The organism is Streptomyces sp. GL_148 (genome assembly GCF_057834205.1).
This window is the reverse complement of record NZ_CM174396.1, coordinates 1779751-1797465: the sequence shown is the minus strand read 5'-3', so window position 1 is coordinate 1797465 and position 17715 is coordinate 1779751. Positions and strand designations below refer to the sequence as shown.

The 17715-nt window shown below is 74.1% G+C and carries 18 protein-coding genes; 7 read left to right on the top strand and 11 right to left on the bottom strand.

All coding sequences use genetic code 11. The annotated features are described in order from the left end of the window. The first annotated feature begins 63 nt into the window (after nt 1–63). The gene (locus AC3IYI_RS08260) at nt 64–924 is read left to right on the top strand and encodes an esterase/lipase family protein (RefSeq protein WP_489409560.1); all 861 of its coding nucleotides are present in this window, start codon (nt 64–66) and stop codon (nt 922–924) included. Between the two features lie 110 nt (nt 925–1034). Here AC3IYI_RS08260 and AC3IYI_RS08255 read toward each other — a convergent pair whose 3' ends face one another. From AC3IYI_RS08255 to AC3IYI_RS08240, 4 genes are all read right to left on the bottom strand, one after another. Further along, on the bottom strand, nt 1035–2069 hold the full coding sequence (locus tag AC3IYI_RS08255; protein WP_489409559.1) for a lytic polysaccharide monooxygenase auxiliary activity family 9 protein: 1035 nt from the start codon (nt 2067–2069) through the stop codon (nt 1035–1037). 248 nt (nt 2070–2317) lie between these two features. Further along, nucleotides 2318–2821, bottom strand: coding sequence for a hypothetical protein (locus AC3IYI_RS08250; protein ID WP_489409558.1), 504 nt, complete (start codon nt 2819–2821; stop codon nt 2318–2320). Nucleotides 2822–2960: 139 nt separating this feature from the next. Next, nucleotides 2961–3455, bottom strand: a complete 495-nt coding sequence (locus AC3IYI_RS08245) for a ribonuclease FAU-1 family protein (RefSeq protein WP_489409557.1) — start codon at nt 3453–3455, stop codon at nt 2961–2963. 50 nt (nt 3456–3505) lie between these two features. Further along, nucleotides 3506–4453: a GNAT family N-acetyltransferase gene (locus tag AC3IYI_RS08240; protein WP_489409556.1), complete on the bottom strand. Its 948-nt coding sequence runs from the start codon at nt 4451–4453 to the stop codon at nt 3506–3508. A gap of 71 nt (nt 4454–4524) precedes the next feature. Here AC3IYI_RS08240 and AC3IYI_RS08235 point away from each other — a divergent pair, with 71 nt between their 5' ends. After that, on the top strand, nt 4525–4917 hold the full coding sequence (locus tag AC3IYI_RS08235) for a GntR family transcriptional regulator (RefSeq protein WP_489409555.1): 393 nt from the start codon (nt 4525–4527) through the stop codon (nt 4915–4917). A 153-nt stretch (nt 4918–5070) separates the two neighbouring features. Here the strand turns inward: AC3IYI_RS08235 and AC3IYI_RS08230 are convergent, their stop codons facing one another. Both AC3IYI_RS08230 and AC3IYI_RS08225 read right to left on the bottom strand, forming a co-directional pair. Continuing rightward, entirely contained in the window at nt 5071–5613 is a 543-nt protein-coding gene (locus tag AC3IYI_RS08230) for a heme-binding beta-barrel domain-containing protein (RefSeq protein ID WP_489409554.1), read from the bottom strand. 155 nt (nt 5614–5768) lie between these two features. Beyond that, nucleotides 5769–6869, bottom strand: coding sequence for a DUF5925 domain-containing protein (locus tag AC3IYI_RS08225; RefSeq protein ID WP_489366293.1), 1101 nt, complete (start codon nt 6867–6869; stop codon nt 5769–5771). A 218-nt stretch (nt 6870–7087) separates the two neighbouring features. Between AC3IYI_RS08225 and AC3IYI_RS08220 the strand changes: the two genes are divergently transcribed. After that, on the top strand, nt 7088–7888 hold the full coding sequence (locus tag AC3IYI_RS08220; protein WP_489411470.1) for an SGNH/GDSL hydrolase family protein: 801 nt from the start codon (nt 7088–7090) through the stop codon (nt 7886–7888). A gap of 4 nt (nt 7889–7892) precedes the next feature. Here the strand turns inward: AC3IYI_RS08220 and AC3IYI_RS08215 are convergent, their stop codons facing one another. After that, nucleotides 7893–9587 carry a serine/threonine-protein kinase gene (locus tag AC3IYI_RS08215; protein WP_489409553.1) on the bottom strand — a complete coding sequence of 565 codons (1695 nt, stop codon included), beginning with the start codon at nt 9585–9587 and terminating at the stop codon, nt 7893–7895. A 287-nt stretch (nt 9588–9874) separates the two neighbouring features. On the opposite strand from AC3IYI_RS08215, the gene AC3IYI_RS08210 reads away from it, so the two are divergent. After that, a complete protein-coding gene (locus AC3IYI_RS08210; protein WP_030720225.1) occupies nt 9875–10144 on the top strand; it encodes a hypothetical protein in 270 nt (89 codons plus the stop codon). 72 nt (nt 10145–10216) lie between these two features. On the opposite strand, the gene AC3IYI_RS08205 is transcribed toward AC3IYI_RS08210, so the two are convergent. Next, on the bottom strand, nt 10217–11443 hold the full coding sequence (locus AC3IYI_RS08205) for a CaiB/BaiF CoA transferase family protein (RefSeq protein ID WP_489409552.1): 1227 nt from the start codon (nt 11441–11443) through the stop codon (nt 10217–10219). Between the two features lie 126 nt (nt 11444–11569). Between AC3IYI_RS08205 and AC3IYI_RS08200 the strand changes: the two genes are divergently transcribed. Beyond that, nucleotides 11570–12523: a hypothetical protein gene (locus AC3IYI_RS08200; protein ID WP_489409551.1), complete on the top strand. Its 954-nt coding sequence runs from the start codon at nt 11570–11572 to the stop codon at nt 12521–12523. A gap of 15 nt (nt 12524–12538) precedes the next feature. Here the strand turns inward: AC3IYI_RS08200 and AC3IYI_RS08195 are convergent, their stop codons facing one another. After that, the gene (locus AC3IYI_RS08195; protein WP_489409550.1) at nt 12539–13327 is read right to left on the bottom strand and encodes an ABC transporter permease; all 789 of its coding nucleotides are present in this window, start codon (nt 13325–13327) and stop codon (nt 12539–12541) included. Beyond that, nucleotides 13324–14382, bottom strand: a complete 1059-nt coding sequence (locus tag AC3IYI_RS08190; protein WP_489409549.1) for an ATP-binding cassette domain-containing protein — start codon at nt 14380–14382, stop codon at nt 13324–13326. Before AC3IYI_RS08190 ends, AC3IYI_RS08195 begins: the two co-directional genes overlap by 4 nt. Before the next feature lie 70 nt (nt 14383–14452). Here AC3IYI_RS08190 and AC3IYI_RS08185 point away from each other — a divergent pair, with 70 nt between their 5' ends. Beyond that, the gene (locus AC3IYI_RS08185; RefSeq protein WP_489409548.1) at nt 14453–15187 is read left to right on the top strand and encodes a TetR/AcrR family transcriptional regulator; all 735 of its coding nucleotides are present in this window, start codon (nt 14453–14455) and stop codon (nt 15185–15187) included. Between the two features lie 1031 nt (nt 15188–16218). On the opposite strand, the gene AC3IYI_RS08180 is transcribed toward AC3IYI_RS08185, so the two are convergent. Then, a complete protein-coding gene (locus AC3IYI_RS08180; RefSeq protein ID WP_489411469.1) occupies nt 16219–17370 on the bottom strand; it encodes a type ISP restriction/modification enzyme in 1152 nt (383 codons plus the stop codon). Nucleotides 17371–17547: 177 nt separating this feature from the next. On the opposite strand from AC3IYI_RS08180, the gene AC3IYI_RS08175 reads away from it, so the two are divergent. Continuing rightward, nucleotides 17548–17712: a hypothetical protein gene (locus AC3IYI_RS08175; RefSeq protein ID WP_489409547.1), complete on the top strand. Its 165-nt coding sequence runs from the start codon at nt 17548–17550 to the stop codon at nt 17710–17712. The last annotated feature ends 3 nt before the right edge of the window (nt 17713–17715 follow it).

Here is a 17715-nt window from a genome sequence, read left to right as displayed (position 1 = left end):
GCACCCCCACGCACTTCCCGCGCCGTCCCTCGTTACTCCCCTGAACCGCGAGGAGATCACACGATGCTGCCCTGGAGACGCCTGCTCCGCCCGCTGGCCGTCCTCACCCTGACCGCTGCCGCGCTCGTCGCCCCCACCGGAGCGGCCCAGGCCGCCTCGGCGCCGAGCAGCGGCTGGAACAACTGGTCCTGCAAACCGTCCGCCGCCCACCCCCGGCCCGTCGTCCTGGTCCACGGAACCTTCGGGAACTCCGTCGACAACTGGCTCGGCTTCGCGCCGTACCTCGTCCACCGGGGCTACTGCGTCTACTCCCTCGACTACGGGCAGCTGCCCGGCGTCCCCTTCTTCAACGGGCTCGGCCCCATCGACGCGTCCGCCGGACAGCTCGACGTCTTCGTGGACAAGGTGCTCGCCTCCACGGGAGCGGCCGAAACGGACATCGTCGGCCACTCCCAGGGCGGCATGATGCCGCGCTACTACCTGAAGTTCCTCGGCGGCGCCGCCAAGGTCAACGCCCTGGTCGGGCTCGCCCCCGACAACCACGGGACGACCCTGCTCGGCCTCACCAAGCTCCTCCCGTACTTCCCCGGAGCCGGGGACCTGATCAGCGCGGCCACCCCGGGCCTCGCCGACCAGATCGCCGGATCGGCCTTCCAGAACAAGCTGAACGAGGGCGGGGACACCGTCCCCGGAGTCGCGTACACGGTGATCGCCACCCGCTACGACGAGGTGGTCACCCCGTACCGGAGCCAGTTCCTCACCGGGCCGAACGTCCGCAACGTGCTGCTCCAGGACCTGTGCGCGGTGGACCTCTCGGAGCACGTGGCCATCGGGCTCACCGACCGGATCGCCTGGCACGAGGCGGAGAACGCCCTCGACCCGGCGCACGCCGACCGGACCACCTGCGCGTCGGTCTTCTCCTGACGGCGGCGGGCGGCCCGCCCGGCGGGCCGCCCGCACTCGGCCGGCGGTAACCGGCCACCGGTCGGCAGTCGGCCGGTGGCCGTCAGCCGTCACCGGTGGTCCGTAGCAGGTCAGCGGCCGTGGCGGCCCGGGGTCGCCCGGCGGCGGGCCAGCGCGAACAGCACGGCCGCGCCGACGGCCAGGACACCGGCCCCGCCGATCGCGATGGCCGGGGTGGCGCTGCTGCCGCCCGTCTCGGCGAGGTCGCTCCCGCCCTTCGAGGGGACCGGGGACGGGGTGCCGCCGCCGTTCGTCTTCGGGTCGTTGTCCCCGTGCCCGTTGTGCTCCACCGTGGACTTGCCGGCGCCCTCGGAGATCTGCTGGTCGGTGGGGGCCGAAGGCCGCTGCGACGGCTGCTCCGCGGGCGGCTCCGAGGGCGTGGAACTCGGCTTCGCGCTGGGCTTCGAGCTCGGCTTGGCGCTGGGCTTGCCCCCGTTGCCCCCGTTGCCGCCCGTACCGGTCCCGCCGTTGTCCTTCCCGAAGACCACGTCCGAGCAGGTGTAGAAGGCCTCCGGGCTGTCCGAGCGCTGCCAGACGCTGTAGATCAGGTGACGGCCGGTCTTGTTCGGGACGGTGCCCGAGAAGACGTAGTCGCCGTTCTGCATTCCCGGGTCCGTGACCTTCGCGAAGGGCGCCGCCTCCAGGTCGGACCACTTCAGCGGCTTCGACGGGTCGTAGCCGTCCTTGGTCACGTACAGCTCGAAGGAGCCCTTGTGCGGGGCGGTCCCCTTGTAGCGGAAGGTGTGCGCGCCCGCGGCCATCGGGCTCGCCGGCCAGTCGGCGCGCGCCAGGTCCAGCCCCCGGTACTTGTCGTTGCCCGCCGAGCACAGCTGCCCGTCCGGGATCAGCGCCTTGCTCTGACCGGCCGCGTTGGCGATGTTCACCGCGTTCCAGTCGTAGAACGCCTGCGCCCCGCTCGCCGCGACCGCCGCCTTGCAGGCCGCCGACTCGGGGGACTCCGGCCCCTCCGCGTAGCACGCCGCCACCCGGCTGACCGGGTCCGTCATCGAACCGTGGGCCGCCGCGGGAACGGCGGCGTACGCGGCCACCGCGAGCGGGGCGAGGCCGGCGGCGGCGATACGGGCGGCGGTACGGCGTGCGGGCATGGTGGATCTCCTCTGGGCACGGCACAGGGCTGCGCGAGTCGTGGGTGCGCCGGAAGGCCGAGGCTGGGCGGCGCCGCCCCTCACGGGTTCGCGGCGCCGCCTCCGGCCCTCCCTGGCCCAGCCAAACTAACCGCCCGCAGCCGCCGTTCCACCGGCTCGGGGGCCCAGGAGCCGATCCTTAGGCTCTGCTTAAGGCAGGGGTAAGAAGGGCCTCAGGAAGCGGCGTTGCGGACCCCTGGCCCCGCGCCTCACGCGTCCGCCCACTCCCGCAGGAGGGCTTCGCGCTCGGGTGGTGCCGGTGAGGCGCCGAGGTGGTCCCGGCTCCACGTCGTGAGGGTCCGGGGGTCGGACGTGCCCTCCCGGTAGCGCGCCAGCAGGCGCTGGGACAGGGCGATCTCCCGAGCGGTGTAACCCGAGGTCGCCGCCGGCACCCACAGCTCCTCCGTGCCGTCCTCCGTCGCGAGGGCCAGGAGCATCTGCGGTGGGTCCTCGTGTCCGTAGCTCGGTTCCATGGTCAGCACCGCTTCCAGCACCGCGGCCAGGACGCGGCCCGCGCGCTTCGCCGTGGTCCGCACGGGCACGGCCTCCACGACCGCCGATCGCAGGCCCGGCCACGGCCACGACCGGACGCCGTCCGGGCCGTGCGCCCGCACGCCTTCGGAAGTGAGGCAGACGCAGTGGCCCTCCGCGTTCGGCGGAGAACCCACGTACACCGCGTCCTCGGTGATCCAGAACAGCCCTACCATCGCCATGGCCGACCCCTGTCGTACGTGCCCGTCCCCACCGGGCTGCTTCCCTCGGTCCCGGGCGCCCACGGCACCCGGTTCCAGTAGGCCGCGCCCGTGCCGGGCGGCGCACGCCCCTGCATTTCGGGGCTTGACAGTCCGCGGATCAGGCCAGCAGCGCGGCCAGTCCGGCCACCGAGCGGGCTTGGGCGTCCAGGGCGTCGAGGGCCCGTACCGCCTCGGCGGCCGCTTCGGGATCGGTGTCGGCGAGCCCGCTCTCGGCGAACTCGTCCTCGTCGAGCCGCAGGACCGAGCTCCCGTCGGCCGACACCCACAGGTCGAGGTCCAGGTCCTCGATCAGGATCACCCCGTCCTCCACCGATGCCGGGCGGGTGACGTCGCAGTACCAGCCCTTGAGGACGCCCTCGCCCGTCCGCACCTCCTTGACCGCGTACCAGCGGTCGCGCCAGAAGTGCTCGGTGAACACGTCGCCCGGCTCGAAGCGGACGAAGCCGAAGTCCCGGACTCCGGGGGCCGCCCAGGGGGCCCGTACGGTGATCCGGGTGCCCGTGTCGGCCACCAGCTCGGCCGGGTAACGGATCTTCGTACGGCCCGCCTTGGTGAGGGTGACGGTCAACTGCTCGGTCGTCCGGTCGGTCATCAGGGATGTCTCCGCTTCTCTCGGCCTGTCTCGGCCGGTCTCGGTTTCGTTCAATGGTCCGATGTGGGAAGCCGCTTGGCGAAGCGGGTCTCGGTCGCGCACACCTCGTACCCGAACCGGGTGTTGATCGCGAGCATCGGGGCGTTGGCGGTGTCGTTGCCGGTGAACGCCTCCGTGTAGCCCGCCGCGCGGGCCCGCAGCAGCGAATCGGTCTTGGCGGCCCCGGCCAGCCCCAGCCCGCGGAACGGACGCAGGGTGCCGGTCATCGCGGAGGAGTAGCGGGTGGCGCCGTCCGTGTGGACGGCGGTGAAGGCGGCTACCGCGCCGTCGACCAGGACCACGGTGGTGAGGTCCAGGTCGAGGTAGGGGTGGTTCCAGGTGTGCCGCAGCCAGTCCTCGTAGTCGTCGAAGTCCTGCGGTACGTCTCCCGGTTCGTCGGAGCTCGCCGCCGCGTCGGCCTCGAAGAGGGGCCGCGGGTCGGCGGCGAAGTCCGAGCCGGCGCGCAGTTCGGCCCCGGCCGGCAGGTTCCCGGGGAGGGCGGGCAGGGCGGCCGTGGTGAGGTCCAGGCGCAGGAAGTGCGCGGAGCGGGAGGCGTGGTAGCCGTGCCGCTCGGCGAAGGCGCGGTGCGGCGGCTCGTCGAGGACCCAGGCGTACGCGTCCTTCGCGCGCTCGGCCCCCAGGTGCTCCTCGGCCGCGCCCAGCAGGGCGGATCCGGCGCCGAGTCCGCGGTGGGCGGGGTCGACGTAGGCGTTGACGAACCCCTGGCCCGGTTCGGGGCTGTCGTACACGATCCCGACCTGGGCCGTGCCGACGACGAGGCCGTCGGCGTTCTCGGCGACCAGGAGGCGGTAGCGCTTGTCGGGGTGGGCGGAGGCCAGTTCGAAGGCCACCCCGCGAGCGGTGCTGATCATGAAGGGGAGCGCGGCGCGGCGCACCCGCACGACGGACTCGGCGTCGTCGAGGTCGTTCGGGCGCAGGTCCCGGATGGTGGTGATCACCTGTCCGACCGTAGGGGCGGCAGGGGCCGAGCGCCTGCGAATTTCCCGGCGGATGGGGGACAATCGGCCGCGTGACCTCGACTTCTCCGCACCTGAAGATCCGCATCGACGGCGCGGCGGGCGCCGCCGCCCCGTACGAGCAACTGCGCGCCCAGATCGCCTCCGGAGCGCGGGCCGGCCGGCTGCCCGCCGGATTCAAACTGCCGACGGTCCGCGCGCTCGCGGAGGAACTCGGGCTGGCGCCGAACACGGTCGCGAAGGCGTACCGGGCGCTGGAGTCGGACGGCGTGATCGAGACGCGCGGCCGGGCGGGAAGCTTCGTGGCGGCGGCCGGCGACGGGCCCGCCCGCGAGGCGGCCACCGCCGCGCAGGCCTACGCGGAGCGGGCGCGGCGGCTGGGCCTGACCTTCGACGAGGCGACCGCGGCGGCCCTGGACGCGCTGCGCGCGCGGTACGCGGGCTGACAGCCGGGAGGCGCGGCCCGGCCCGCGCCGCGCGTGGGGCCTTGCTCTGCGTGGACAGCCCTGCCCTGCGTGGACGGCCCCGAGCCCTGGACGGCCCTGCCCTGGGTGGCAGCCCCCACCCGGCGGGACCCCGCCGGGCGGCGCCCCCGCCGGTCAGTCCTTGCGCGGGCTCAGCCGGGCCTGGAGGTGGTGCGTCATGGGCTGGCCCACCGCGGCCATCTCCTGCACGATCGTCAGCTCGCCGTCCTGGAGCGCGTACCGGCGCGTCATGCCGGTGACCTCCTTGGCCCGCGGGGTCAGCCCCACCGTGTCGGTGGCCATCTCGATCTCCGTACCGGAGACCTGGCCGACGTACGTCTCGACGATGCCCGTCGGGTGGGCGAGCGTGACCTCGACCGAGGCGTCCGGGAGGATGCGCCACCACCCGGTCTCCCGCCCCGCGGGGCGCAGGGCGGTGCCGGCGTCGTCGATGAGCCACGCGCGGGACTCGTAGCAGAGGAAGGGCCGGCCGTCGTGGCTGAAGGTGATCTCCTGCTCGTACCGGAACCCGTGCTCCAGCGTCGGGTACTCGCCGCTGCCCCGGCCGTGCCAGCGTCCGATGAGGCCGAGCACCGGCTGGAGCTGCGGGTGCGGCTCGGGGCCCTCGCCGAGGACGTGGCTGTCGGGGAAGGGGTTCTCCTGCGCCGGTTCGAGCACGGTGCGTTCTCCTGTTCGTGGGTCCCCCGAGGGTGCGCGCGGCCGGTGGGGGCCTTCGGCCGCGCCCTCATTGTCCCCGCCGTGCGCGCCGGACCCGTGCGCGCCCCGCGCGGTGGGACCCGCAGGCCGGGCCGCCACACGGGCGCGCCCCGCACCTACAAGTACATTCCGGCCTCGGTGTCGTGGCCCTGCGGCGGCAGCAGGGCGGCGGGGCCCGACGCGCCGCGGCGCAGGGCGTAGAGCTCCGCCAGCGTCGCGCCCTCGCGGGAGATGCCCTCGTCGGTGCCGAGCCAGTCCACCGCCTCCCGGTGCGTCAGCCGGCCGATCTCGATGCGGGCGAGGCAGCGCCCCGGGCGGACCACCGCCGGGTGGAGCCGCTCCAGGTCCTCGTTGGTCGTGACGCCCACCAGGACGTTGCGGCCCTGGCCGAGGAGGCCGTCGGTGAGGTTCAGCAGCCGTGACAGCGCCTGCCCGGCGGTGTGCCGGGCCTCGCCGCGGATCAACTCGTCGCAGTCCTCCAGCAGCAGCAGCCGCCAGCGGCTCTTCGCGGTGCCCTCGTCCTCGCCGATCGCGATGTCCATCAGGTAGCCGATGTCGTTGAACAGCCGCTCCGGGTCCAGTACGCAGTCCACCTGGCACCAGTCCCGCCAGGACCGGGCCAGCGTGCGCAGGGCGGAGGTCTTCCCGGTGCCCGGAGGGCCGTGCAGCAGGAGCAGCCGGCCGGCGATGTCGTCCGGGGTGACCTTCATCAGCCGGTCCATCGCCCCGGCCACCGGAGCCGTGTAGTTGGGCCGCACCTCTTCCCAGGTGCCGGCCGCGATCTGCCGGGTCGTGCGGTACGGGCCGCGGCGCGGGGAGACGTACCAGAACCCCATCGCGACGTTTTCCGGCTGCGGTTCGGGCTCGTCCTGCGCGCCTTCCGTGGCCTCGCCGAGCACCCCGGCGGCGAGTTCCTCGCTGACCGCCGTCACCGTGACGTCCGCGCCCCGGCTCCAGCGCGAGACGAGCATGGTCCAGCCCTCGCCCTCGGCGAGCGTGGCGCTGCGGTCGCTGTCGCGGGCGGAGCGCAACACCGTTGCTCCGGACGGCAGCAGGGTCACTCCCGGCTTGACCCGGTCGATCGACACGCTGTGTGAGTGGGGCTGCTCGCCGGACGCGAAGCGGCCGAGGAACAGCGCGTCGACGACGTCCGACGGGGAGTCGCTGTCGTCGACGTTGAGCCGGATCGGCAGTGCGTCTTGAGGGTTGGCTGGCATGGCGCCCATGATCCGGCACGAACTGACCTCCTGCACCCGTGTTTCGCCGGATCGGGTGGCGGGATTCCCTCTTCAAACGCCGTGCGGGTGAAGATTCGCGCCGCGTGTCTGCCCCGAACATTCTTGGCATGGACACTTCCAGCGGACCTCGGTTCCTTGTACCACGGACTCAGGAGTAACTCCGGAGTAACCCCCCACGAGGAGCCGCACACATGAGCATGAGAATGCCTCGTTTCGCCGCCTTGGCCTCGGCCCTGTTACTCGCCGCGGGCGCAGCCCTGTTCGGAGCCGGTCAGGCAACCGCCGCCGCCGACTTCGGCTACGTCGCCCTCGGTGACTCCTATTCCTCCGGCGTCGGCGCCGGCAACTACGACAGCGCCAGCGGGAACTGCAAGCGCACCACCCGCGCCTACCCGGCCCTCTGGGCCGCCGCACACGCCCCCCAGACCTTCTCCTTCGTCGCCTGCTCGGGCGCCCGTACGGGTGATGTGATGAGCGGTCAGCTCACCCCGCTGAACGCCGGCACCGACCTCGTCAGCATCACCATCGGCGGCAACGACGCCGGGTTCGCCGACGTCATGACCACCTGTGTCCTCCAGTCCGAATCCACCTGCGTGAGCCGCGTCAACCAGGCCAAGGCCTACGTCGACTCCACCCTCCCCGGCCAGCTCGACCAGGTCTACAACGCCATCCACAGCCGGTCCCCGGGCGCCCGCGTGGTCGTCATCGGCTACCCCCGCTTCTACCAGCTGAACGGCACCTGCGTGGCCGGGCTGTCGGAGGGCGAGCGCACGGCCATCAACGGCGCCTCCGACTACCTCAACGCCGCCATCGCCAAACGCGCCGCCAACCACGGCTTCGCCTTCGCCCCGGTCGCCGGCGCCTTCACCGGGCACGAGATCTGCTCCGGCAGCGCGTGGCTGCACAGCCTCAACTGGCTGAACATCGGCGAGTCCTACCACCCGACCGCCGCCGGACAGTCCGGCGGCTACCTGCCCGTCTTCACCAGCGCGGCCTGACGCGTCACGGACTGGCCGTCGGACCCGGGTTCGGCGACGGGGAGCCGGTCGGTCCGGACGTGCTCGGGGAGGAGGCCCCGCCCGTCGGGGTCTCCTCCTCGCACGTCACCGAGAACTCCAGCCACGCCGAAGCCGCTTCCGACGGCGCCCGGATCTCCAGCCGCACCGCGTCCTCGAAGGCCGCGTCCGGGTCGTGCGTCAGCTCCGTGTGGTCCAGCCGTACGCTCCCCGGTCCGCCCGCCGGGTACGCGAGGGTCCGCCAGCCGGGGCCCGTGGTCCGCCCGCTGCGCGTGGCCCAGCGGTACTCCACCACCGCCGGCGTGCGGTCCACCGCGACGGTGGCGGTGAAGGCGGGCGCCTCGGCGGAGGGCGCCGGGCAGTCGCCGAGATAGGTGTCCCGGACGGCCCGGACGGCGGACAGGGTGATGCCGGGCGGCGGCGTGGCCGAAGGGGAGGCAGGGGGGCTGGGGGAAGGTGAGGGCGAGGCGCTCGGCGAGGGGGTCGGGGAGGGCGAAGGGCTCTGAGTGACGGTCGGGGTGGGCGTCGCCCCGTCCGCGCCGTCGCCGCCCGTACCGCGGTCCTTCAGCAGCAGCCACCCCAGCAGGACCACCACCGCGAGCAGCGCCACGATCCCGACGGTCAGCACCAGCCCGGCCCCGTTGCGCTCGGGCTCCGGGGGATACGTCCGCACCGGCCCGGTCCCGGGTGCGGGCGCGGGCAGCGGCGGGGTGGGGTGGCCGTAGCGGTGCTGCGCCACGGAGGTCGGGCTGTCCGCCCCCGGCGGCGGGCCCGGCACCGGACCCGCGGCGGGACCCGGCACCGGGCCGCGGGAGGCCCGTACGGTGGTCCCGCCCGCGCCGACGATGCGCAGCATCCGGGCCGCCTCCGCCGCGGACAGCCGCTCCTCGGGATCCTTGACCAGCAGCCCCTCCAGGACGGGCGTCAGCGGCCCCGCCCGCAGCGGCGGCGGGAACTCCTCCTCCACCACGGCCCGCAGCGTGGCCACCGGGGACTCCCGGTGGAAGGGTGAGACGCCCTCCACGGCCAGGTACAGCGTCACGCCGAGCGCCCACAGGTCCGACCCGGGGCCCGGCTCGTGCCCCAACGCCCGCTCGGGCGGAAGGAATTCGGGTGAGCCGACCACCTCGCCCGTCATGGTGATGGCGGTGGAGCCCTCCAGGCTCGCGATCCCGAAGTCGCCGAGCACCACCCGGCCGTCGTTGGCGATCAGCACGTTGCCCGGCTTGACGTCGCGGTGCAGTACCCCAGCCTCGTGCGCGGAGCTCAGTGCGGCCAGCACCTGTTCGCCGATGTGTGCGGTCCGCTGCGGGCTGAGCGGCCCGTCGCCCTCCAGGACCTCCGCGAGCGAGAGTCCTCGTACGATCTCCATCACGATCCAGGGCCGGCCGTCCTCGGTGGCCACGTCGTAGACCGTGACCACGCCCCGGTGCGAGACGCGGGCCGCGGCCCAGGCCTCCCGCTCCAGCCGCCGGTACATGCGGGCCACCTCGGCCTCGTCCATCCCGGCCGGTGCGCGCACTTCCTTGATGGCGACCTCGCGCCCCAGGACCTCGTCCCGGGCTCGCCACACCATGCCCATCCCGCCGCGGCCGAGCAGGCCCAGCAGGCGGTAGCGTCCGGCGATGACGCGGTCGCCCCCGCCTCCGTTCGCCGCGGACTCAGTCACCGAAAGCCTCATTCACGCGCGCCCCCAAGAGCGTTACCGGACGATCACTCCAAGTTAGCGCAGAGCGTGCGCCGTGGCTCCGGTCGCGACAGGAGTCACGCACGCGGCGCCGATCCGGTTCCATGTCCCGCACACCCCGCCGGATTTCGCGGAGAGTGACGATCGACTCCGCTGAGTAATCGTCAACTCCCGCTCGCCACACGGGCAATTCACACCACCGGGATACCCGTGCACGACGTGGGGACGATAGGGTTACCCTGCCCGGTGGGCCGGGTGCCCTCGTACGGGTGGGGAGAGACATGGAACAGATAGCAATGCGCAGCAGGCCGCCTCGCGTGCCTGCCATCACTTGCGGGAGCGGTGCGACCAGTTCGCGCCTCGACCGCCACCTCGCCGTGCTGGGCGGTCCCGCCGTCCCGCACCGCGAGACCGCCGAGGCGACGCTGCTCATGCGTGAGCTGACCTCGCGCGACCACACGCACCGGCTGCGGAGCCGGAGCGCGCGCGTATCGCTCTTCGCGCCGCTGCGGAGGCTGCGGCGCACCCTCTTCGGCAGCCGCCGCTCGTAACCGTCCGCTTTCGGGGCGTACCCGCCCCCGCAGCGCCGCCGCTCCGTCCCCGGCCTGATCAACCCTGCCCAGTCAGCGAACCACACCGTCCCGGCGCAGCGCCGTGATCTGTTCGCCCGTCATCCCCAGGGCGTGCAGCAGGGATTCGGTGTGTTCGCCGAGCGCGGGCACCGCACCCATGTGCGGTGCCGCGCCGCCGGGCAGCCCGATCGGCGGCAGCAGGGCCCGCAGCGGGCCCGCAGGCGAGCCCACCTCCCGCCAGCGGGCCCGGGCCTCCAGCTGCGGGTGCACGGCGAGCTGCGCCACCGAGTTCAGTCGTGCGCATGCGATGCCCGCGGCTTCCAGCCGCTCGATCGCCGCGCCCGCGCCGAGCCGGCCCAGTGCTTCGGCGACCACCGCGTCGGTCTTCTCCCGGTTCACGGTGCGCGCGGCGTTCGTGGCGAACCCCGGGTCGTCGGCCAACTCCGGGCGCTCCAAGAGCTGTTCGGCCAGCCGCCGCCACTCCCGGTCGTTCTGCACCGACAGCAGCACCCGGTCCCCGTCCGCCGTCGCGTAGGCGTCGTAGGGCGCGATCACGGCGTGCGCGAGGCCCGTCCGCACCGGCTGCTCGCCGCCGTGCATGGTGTGGTGCAGCGGATGCCCCATCCACTCGGCGAGCGCGTCCAGCATCGACACCTCCACCCTGCCGCCGCGCCCGGTGGTGCCGCGCCGCAGCAGGGCCGCGAGCACGCCCGAGAAGGCGTACATGGCGGCCGCGATGTCCGCCGCCGGGATCCCCGCCTTGACCGGCTGCTCCGGGGTGCCGGTCACCGAGACCAGGCCGGCCTCGCACTGGACGAGCATGTCGTAGGCGCGCTTGTGGGCGTACGGGCCTTCGGGCCCGTAGCCGGAGACGTCCACGGCGACCAGCCGGGGGTAACGGGCGCACAGCGCGGCGGAGTCGAGCCCGAGCCGGGCCGCGGCCCCCTGGGCCAGGTTCTGCACGAACACGTCGGCCCCGTCGAGCAACCCGTGCAGGACCTCCCGGCCGCGCGGGTCCTTGAGGTCGAGCGCGATCGACTCCTTCCCCCGGTTGGCCCACACGAAATGCGAGGCGAGACCGTGCGCGGCCGTGTCGTAGCCGCGCGCGAAGTCACCCCCGTCGGGCCGCTCGACCTTGATCACCCGGGCGCCGAGGTCGGCGAGCTGACGGGTGGCGAAGGGCGCGGAGACGGCCTGCTCGACGGAGACGACGGTGATGCCGTCGAGGGGGAGGGGCTCGGTAGCGTGCGTGTCGCTGTCGTGACTGTCGGGTGTCATGACGGTCTGCCTACCGGCCTGGAGGGGGATCTGTCACCACGCAGGGTGCCGACATCCCACATTCATGCTGGTTTGTCTGCGTATGGTATGGCGCGTCGTTCACCGACTCGCACCGAAGGGTTGCCCATGAGACGCCCGACCGCACTCGATCCGCGCTCCCCGATCAGGCGGTTGGCGGTCGTGGTGATAGCTCTGATTGCCGGGCTCGCGCTGGCGGCCGGTCCTGCGCCCGCCGCGGGCCTAGCCCCGACGCCGCTGAACATGTCCGTCTCCCACACCAACGGGATGGTGACGAGCCTGGCTCCGGACTGCACGAGCGGACCGCTCACCGAGACCCGGCGCATCACCGGCAGCCAGTCGGTGCCCGCCGGGCTGTTGTCCTCGCTGCCCAGCCAGCTCGCCTTCGACCTCCCGGTCAACGTGGGCGGTACCCAGGCGGCGCTGCGGGGCGACGACGGGCGCGTCACGCTGACCAACGCGCGCGGCACCCTGACCCTGGCCCTGAACAGCGGAAACTGTGCCGCGCCGACCCTCGCCTACAACGGGAGCGTGATCTCCGGGTCCGGCACCTGGAGGGTCGTCGGTGACACTGCAGCGGGCAACTCCTATCGCCAGGCCCTCGGTTCGGGCACCTTCAGCATCGTCAACACGGGGATCACCGTCGGCGGCGGCCGGCCGTGGACGCTGAACCTGACGGGCTCGGTGGATCCCCTCCAGCCCACGATCGCTGTGACCCACCGCGCCTTCTGGGGCGGCCCGTTCGCCTACCTCTCCCGGACCCTGAGCGTGGAGTACCGGATCCGGAACACCGGGCCCGGGGACGCCTTCGGCGTGGTCCTGAACGACGCGGCCACGACCTCCCCCGGGGTCACCCGGATCGGCCCGGTGCCGCAGGCGGTCGGCTCGGTGCCCGCCGGTTCCGAGCGGAGCGTCGTGGTCCGCTACCGGGTGTGCGGCATCGCCTCGATCGGCTGTCGCTTCACCGCCAACGTCCAGCTGACCGTGGTGGACGCCCTCGACGCTGGTGGCCCCGCGTCCTTCCAGCGGACCGTCCAGGTGCCGATCTCCCCGGTGCCGTAGAGGCGGGCTCGTGCTTCAGCTGCGGCCACGCGCGAACCGGCGCGTGGCCAGCGGTACGAAGAGGGCCAACAGGAGCAGGGACCACAGCAACGCCCCGGCGACCGGGTGCGCGACCGGCCAGGCGGCGCCGGCGGCTGCCTCACCGCCCGCGTTCCCGCAGAGCGAGCGCACAGCCGTGGCGACCGCGCTGATCGGGTTCCACTCGGCGGCCGTGCGCAGCCAGCCGGGCAGCCCGGCCGTCGGCAGGTACGCGCTGGAGAGCAGCGGCAGGATGAAGGTGGCGCCCCCGAGCTGACCCGCCGCCTCCTCGCTCCTGCTCAGCAGGCCTAGGTACGTCCCCACCCACGCGGTGGCGAAGCGGAACAGCAGCAGGACGCCGAAGGCTCCGAGCACCCCCGGGAGCCCGTTCTCCGCCCGCCAGCCCATGGCCAGCCCCACCAGGATCAGCGGCACCATCGAGACGCCGGTCGTCAACAGATCCGCGGCCGTCTGCCCGAGCGGCACCGCGCTCCGGCTCATCGGCAGGGTCCGGAAGCGGTCCGTCACCCCGCGGTGCGCGTCCTGCGCGGCCGTGAACATGCCGGCCATCAGGCCGTTCGCGGCGGTGGCGGCGAGCAGCCCCGGGACCAGGAACTGCCGGTACTCGGAAGCGGGCATGGCGAGCGCGCTGCCGAAGACGTAGCCGAAGAACAGCAGCATGGTGACCGGCATGGTCTGCGTGAGGATCAGCAGGCCCGGGGCGTGCCGGGCCTTCTGCAGCTGGCGGGTGAGGACGGCGCCGCCGTCGGACAGCAGGGTGCTCATGCGGCGTTCTCCTTGGGTGCGGGTGCGGGTGCGGGTGCGGGTGCGGGTGCGGGTCCGGGTCCGGGTTCGGGTGTGCGTGCGGGTGCAGTGGCGGGTGCGCGTGTGGGTGCGGTGGCGGGACGGGCTCCGGTGAGGCGCAGGAACACCTCGTCGAGGGTGGGCGGGCGCAGGCTCGCGTCGGTAACGGCGATGCCGGCCGCGTCGAGCGCCCGGACGATCTGCGGCAGCGTGAGGGTGGGGTCGAGGACGGTCGCGCCGACGGTGAGGCGCTCCCGGTCCAGGGCGGGCAGGCCCCCCGTCAGGTGGTCGAGTACGGCGGCCGCACCCTCGAGGGCCCCGGCCCCGCCGACGCATACCTCGGCGTAGGCGCCGATCCGGGCCTTGAGCTCGGCCGGGGTTCCGGTGGCGGCTGCCCGGCCGTGGTCCACGACCACGATGTCGTCGGCGATCCGGTCGGCCTCCTCCAGGTACTGGGTGGTGAGCAGCACGGCGGTCCCCTCGCGTGCGAGGTCTCGAACGGCCCTCCAGATCTGCTCGCGGGCCGCTGGGTCGAGGCCGGTGGTGGGCTCGTCGAGGAACAGCACGCGGGGCCGGGTGACCAGCCCGGCGGCCAGGTCGAGACGCCGGCGCATCCCGCCGGACCAGGTACCCGCCACCCGGTCGGCGGCCTCGGCGAGGCCGAAGCCGTCCAGCAGTTCGTCGGCGCGGGCGCGGACGGCCCGGCCGCGCAGTCCGGCGAGCCGGGCGAAGAGCCGGAGGTTCTCGGCTCCGGTCAAATCCCCGTCGACCGAGGCGAATTGGCCGGTGGCCCCGATGGCGCGACGGACGGCGGCCGGGTCCCGGGTGACGTCGTGGCCCGCGACGAGGGCGCGGCCGGCCGTGGGCGTGGTGAGGGTGCTGAGGATCCGGACGGCGGTGGTCTTGCCCGCGCCGTTGGGGCCGAGGAGGCCGCACACCGTGCCCGGCGGGACGGCGAGGTCGAGGCCGCGCAGGGCGTGGACCTTGCCGTAGTTCTTCTCCAGACCCTCACTAAGTACAGCGTACGTAGTCGTCATGCGGTGCACCTTATCTGACTACGTACGCCGTACGTAACTAAGATGGCGAGGATGGACGAGGTGATGAGCGATGACACCCAGCGGCCGCTCCGCTGAACCCGAAGTGATCTGGGCCCGCCCGCCGCGGGCGGGCCGCGGCCCCCGGCCCGCCCACAGCCGCGACTCGATCGCCGCCGAGGCGGTGCGGATCGCCGACGAGGAGGGGATCGACGCCGTCTCGATGCGGCGCGTGGCGGCCGGGATCGGCGCCGGGACCATGTCCCTCTACAACTACGTGCCGCGCAAGGAGGACCTGTACGAGCTGATGGTCGACGCGGTCAGCGGGGAGTACGCCCTCGCGCCGCCGGCCGGCGACTGGCGGGCCGACCAGCTCGCGCTGGCCCGCCAGACCCGGGCCATCATGCACCGGCACCCCTGGCTGCCCCGGCTGCTGAGTCCGGTCCACGGATTCGGCCCGAACGCCCTGCGGTACCTGGAGCACAGCCTGGCCTGCCTGGCGCCGCTCGACGCTCCGGGCGGGGAGAAGCTGGAACTGATCGCGGCGGTCAACGGCACGGTCGCAGCCTTCGTGGCGGGCGAGCTGGCCCTGGCGGAGCGGGCCCGCCAGCTCCCCTGGAGCGAGGCCGAAGAACAGGCCGTACGGGCGGCCTGGCTCGGCTCCCGGCTGGCGACGGGGGAGTACCCGCTGCTGGCGGGCGTGCTCGCGGCTGCGCCGGGGGTGCCGGGTGAACTGGCTGACCCCGCCGAGGTGTTCGACCGCTCGGTGTCACGGCTGCTGGGGGCGTGGGTGCCACGGGGGGCCTGACGGGCCGCGGCACCGTTGCCGGGGACCAGCCCCCGGACCCCCGCGCCTCAAACGCCGGCGGGGCTGGTTTTTGGCTGGCGTCGGCTTGTACGTGGCCGTGGCTGGGTGGGGGCTGCGGGTGGGCCGGTGCCGGGGACGGGGTGGGGTGTCGGCCTGGACTGCATGATTTAGGCGCCCTCTGCTTTGCTGCGACAGGGGGCGGGGTGTACCTGCGCCACAAATCACGCTTTACGTCCCGGCCAACACCCCACCCCGCCCCCGTCCCCGGCCCGGCGGCCCCCCCCGTCCCCGGCCGGGTGAGCTTGTCCCCGGCCCGGTGGGTCTGTCCCCGGCCCGGCGGCCCCCGTCCCCGGCCCGGGGGGCCTGCCCCCGGCGGGCAGATTTCAGTCCCACCGGGGTTTGATCTTTCAGCCGTCCGGCGTTTGAGGACCGGGGTCTGGGGCGGAGCCCCAGGGGTCCGGGCGCAGCCCGGGACCCTTCCAGCCGGTCCGGCGTTTGAGGACCGGGTCTGGGGTGCGGACCCCAGCCCCGCCGGTGTTTGAGGTGGTCCGGGCGGAGCCTGGGGTGCGGACCCCAGCTCCGTCGGTGTTTGAGGTGGTCCGGGCGGAGCCTGGGGTGCGGACCCCAGCTCCGTCGGTGTTTGAGGTGGTCCGGGCGGAGCCTGGGGTGCGGACCCCAGCTCCGTCGGTGTTTGAGGCGGTCCGGGCGGAGCCTGGGGTGCGGACCCCAGGCTCCGCCGGCGTTTGAGGTGCGGGTCCGGGCGGGGCCCGGGGAACGGTGGAAGGGTGGGTAGGGGACTTCGCCCCGCAGGGCCGAACAGGCCGCACCGCCGCGCCCGCGTCCGCCAGGGTGCGGCACGCCGCAGGACGGGCCCCGCCCAGGTGGGCTCTGTTCCGTGGCGGCCCCCGCCCGGGCAGGCACCGCGGAGCAGGCCCCGCCCGGGCAGGCTCCGGGGGGCAGCCCCCGCCCAGGCGGGCCCCGCAACACACAGGGCCCCGCCCACGCAGGCCGCCCCCGCGAGGCCCCGTCGCTCAGAGCAGGGCGAACTGTCCGCCCGGTCCCTCCTCCTGGTGGTCCAGGACCGAGGCCGGCCGCCGGGCCCAGCCGGGGGGCGGCAGGACCCCCGCCGCGCGCAGCTCGGCGGCGTCCAGCACCGGTCCCGGCTCGAAAGCGGTCCGCTCCGGCTCCAGTTCGGCCAGCAGGGCCAGGGTCGTCACCAGGGCGAGCAGTTCCGAGGTCCAGCCCTGCGGCCACTCGGCCGGGCCCACCGCGTCCAGCCCCTCGGCCTGCGGGTCCCGGTGGGCGAGCCGTGCGGCGAACCAGGACTCCAGGACGCGGACGCCCTGGACCTCGTACTCCCACGCCCCGGCCGGTACGGGCGACACGGTGCCCATGCCGGTGTCCCCGCCGTCCCCGACGGTCAGGGTCTCGCTCCCCGGGTCGTACGAGAGCTCGCGCGGCCACGCCGGCAGCGCCGAGCGGACGTACGGCCGGCGCCCGCCGGGCAGCCGGGGCGCCTCGCCGCCGCGGGCCCCGCGCAGCCGGACGGAGAGCAGCCGGTGGCCCAGCTCCAGCCCGGCCCGCCAGCGCGTGGCGTCGGAGGTGAGGGGGACCTCGTACCCCCGGGGGCCGGGGCGGCCGGCGGCGAGGATCCAGCAGAGCACGTCCTCGGGGGTGACCCAGGTGCCGTAGCGCTCGCCGAGCAGGTGCTGCAGCCCGGGGGCGAGATTGGGCTCGGCGCCGCCCGGGCGGCGGTGCAGCGGGCGGATCCGGCCGAGCCGCCCGGCCGGCAGGTGCGCGGTGACCAGGAGCGCCGCCGGCTGCGCGGGCTCCACGACGAACAGCTGGTGCTCGTCCAGCACCCGCCACAGCTCCGGGCGGGCCAGGTCGATGAGCCGCTGGTCGGGCAGCAGCCACTGCTCGTCGAAGGGCTCGCGCAGGATCCGTACGGGGTCGGGTCGGGGCCCGGGCACGTCCGCGAAGCGGGCCGTGGAACCCGCGCGCTGGCCCGGCAGCGCCGCCGCCCCGGCGCCCGTGGTCCGCGCCCGGGTCGGGCGGAACAACCGTTCCCGCTCGGGGCCCTCGGCGGCGGCCAGGGCGGCCCACCGGGCGCGCAGGGTGGCCGGATCGGGGGCCGCGACCCAGGCCCGGCCCAGGCGCAGGGAGCTCACGGCCCAGGGCATCAGATCGTCCAGCAGCGGGTCCCGCGGGGATGCGTCAGCGCTCACCCGGCCGATGGTAGCGACGCCACCCGGTGACCGGGCCGCGTCCAGGCCGGAGAGTTAGGCTCGCTATGTAGGGATCTGCCCGGATCCGGACGGAGCCGGGCCGAACCAGGCGACCCGACCAGGGAGGCGGACATGAGTCAGTACGACGAGTACTCGACCCCGTCGCAGGCCGAGGGGGAACGGCTCGACGAGGACCTGGACGAGAAGCAGAAGAAGCTCCGCCACGCCCAGACGCAGCGGACCACGCCGTCCCAGGCCGAAGGCGAGCGCGGAACGGAGGACGACGACCAGAAGTAGTCG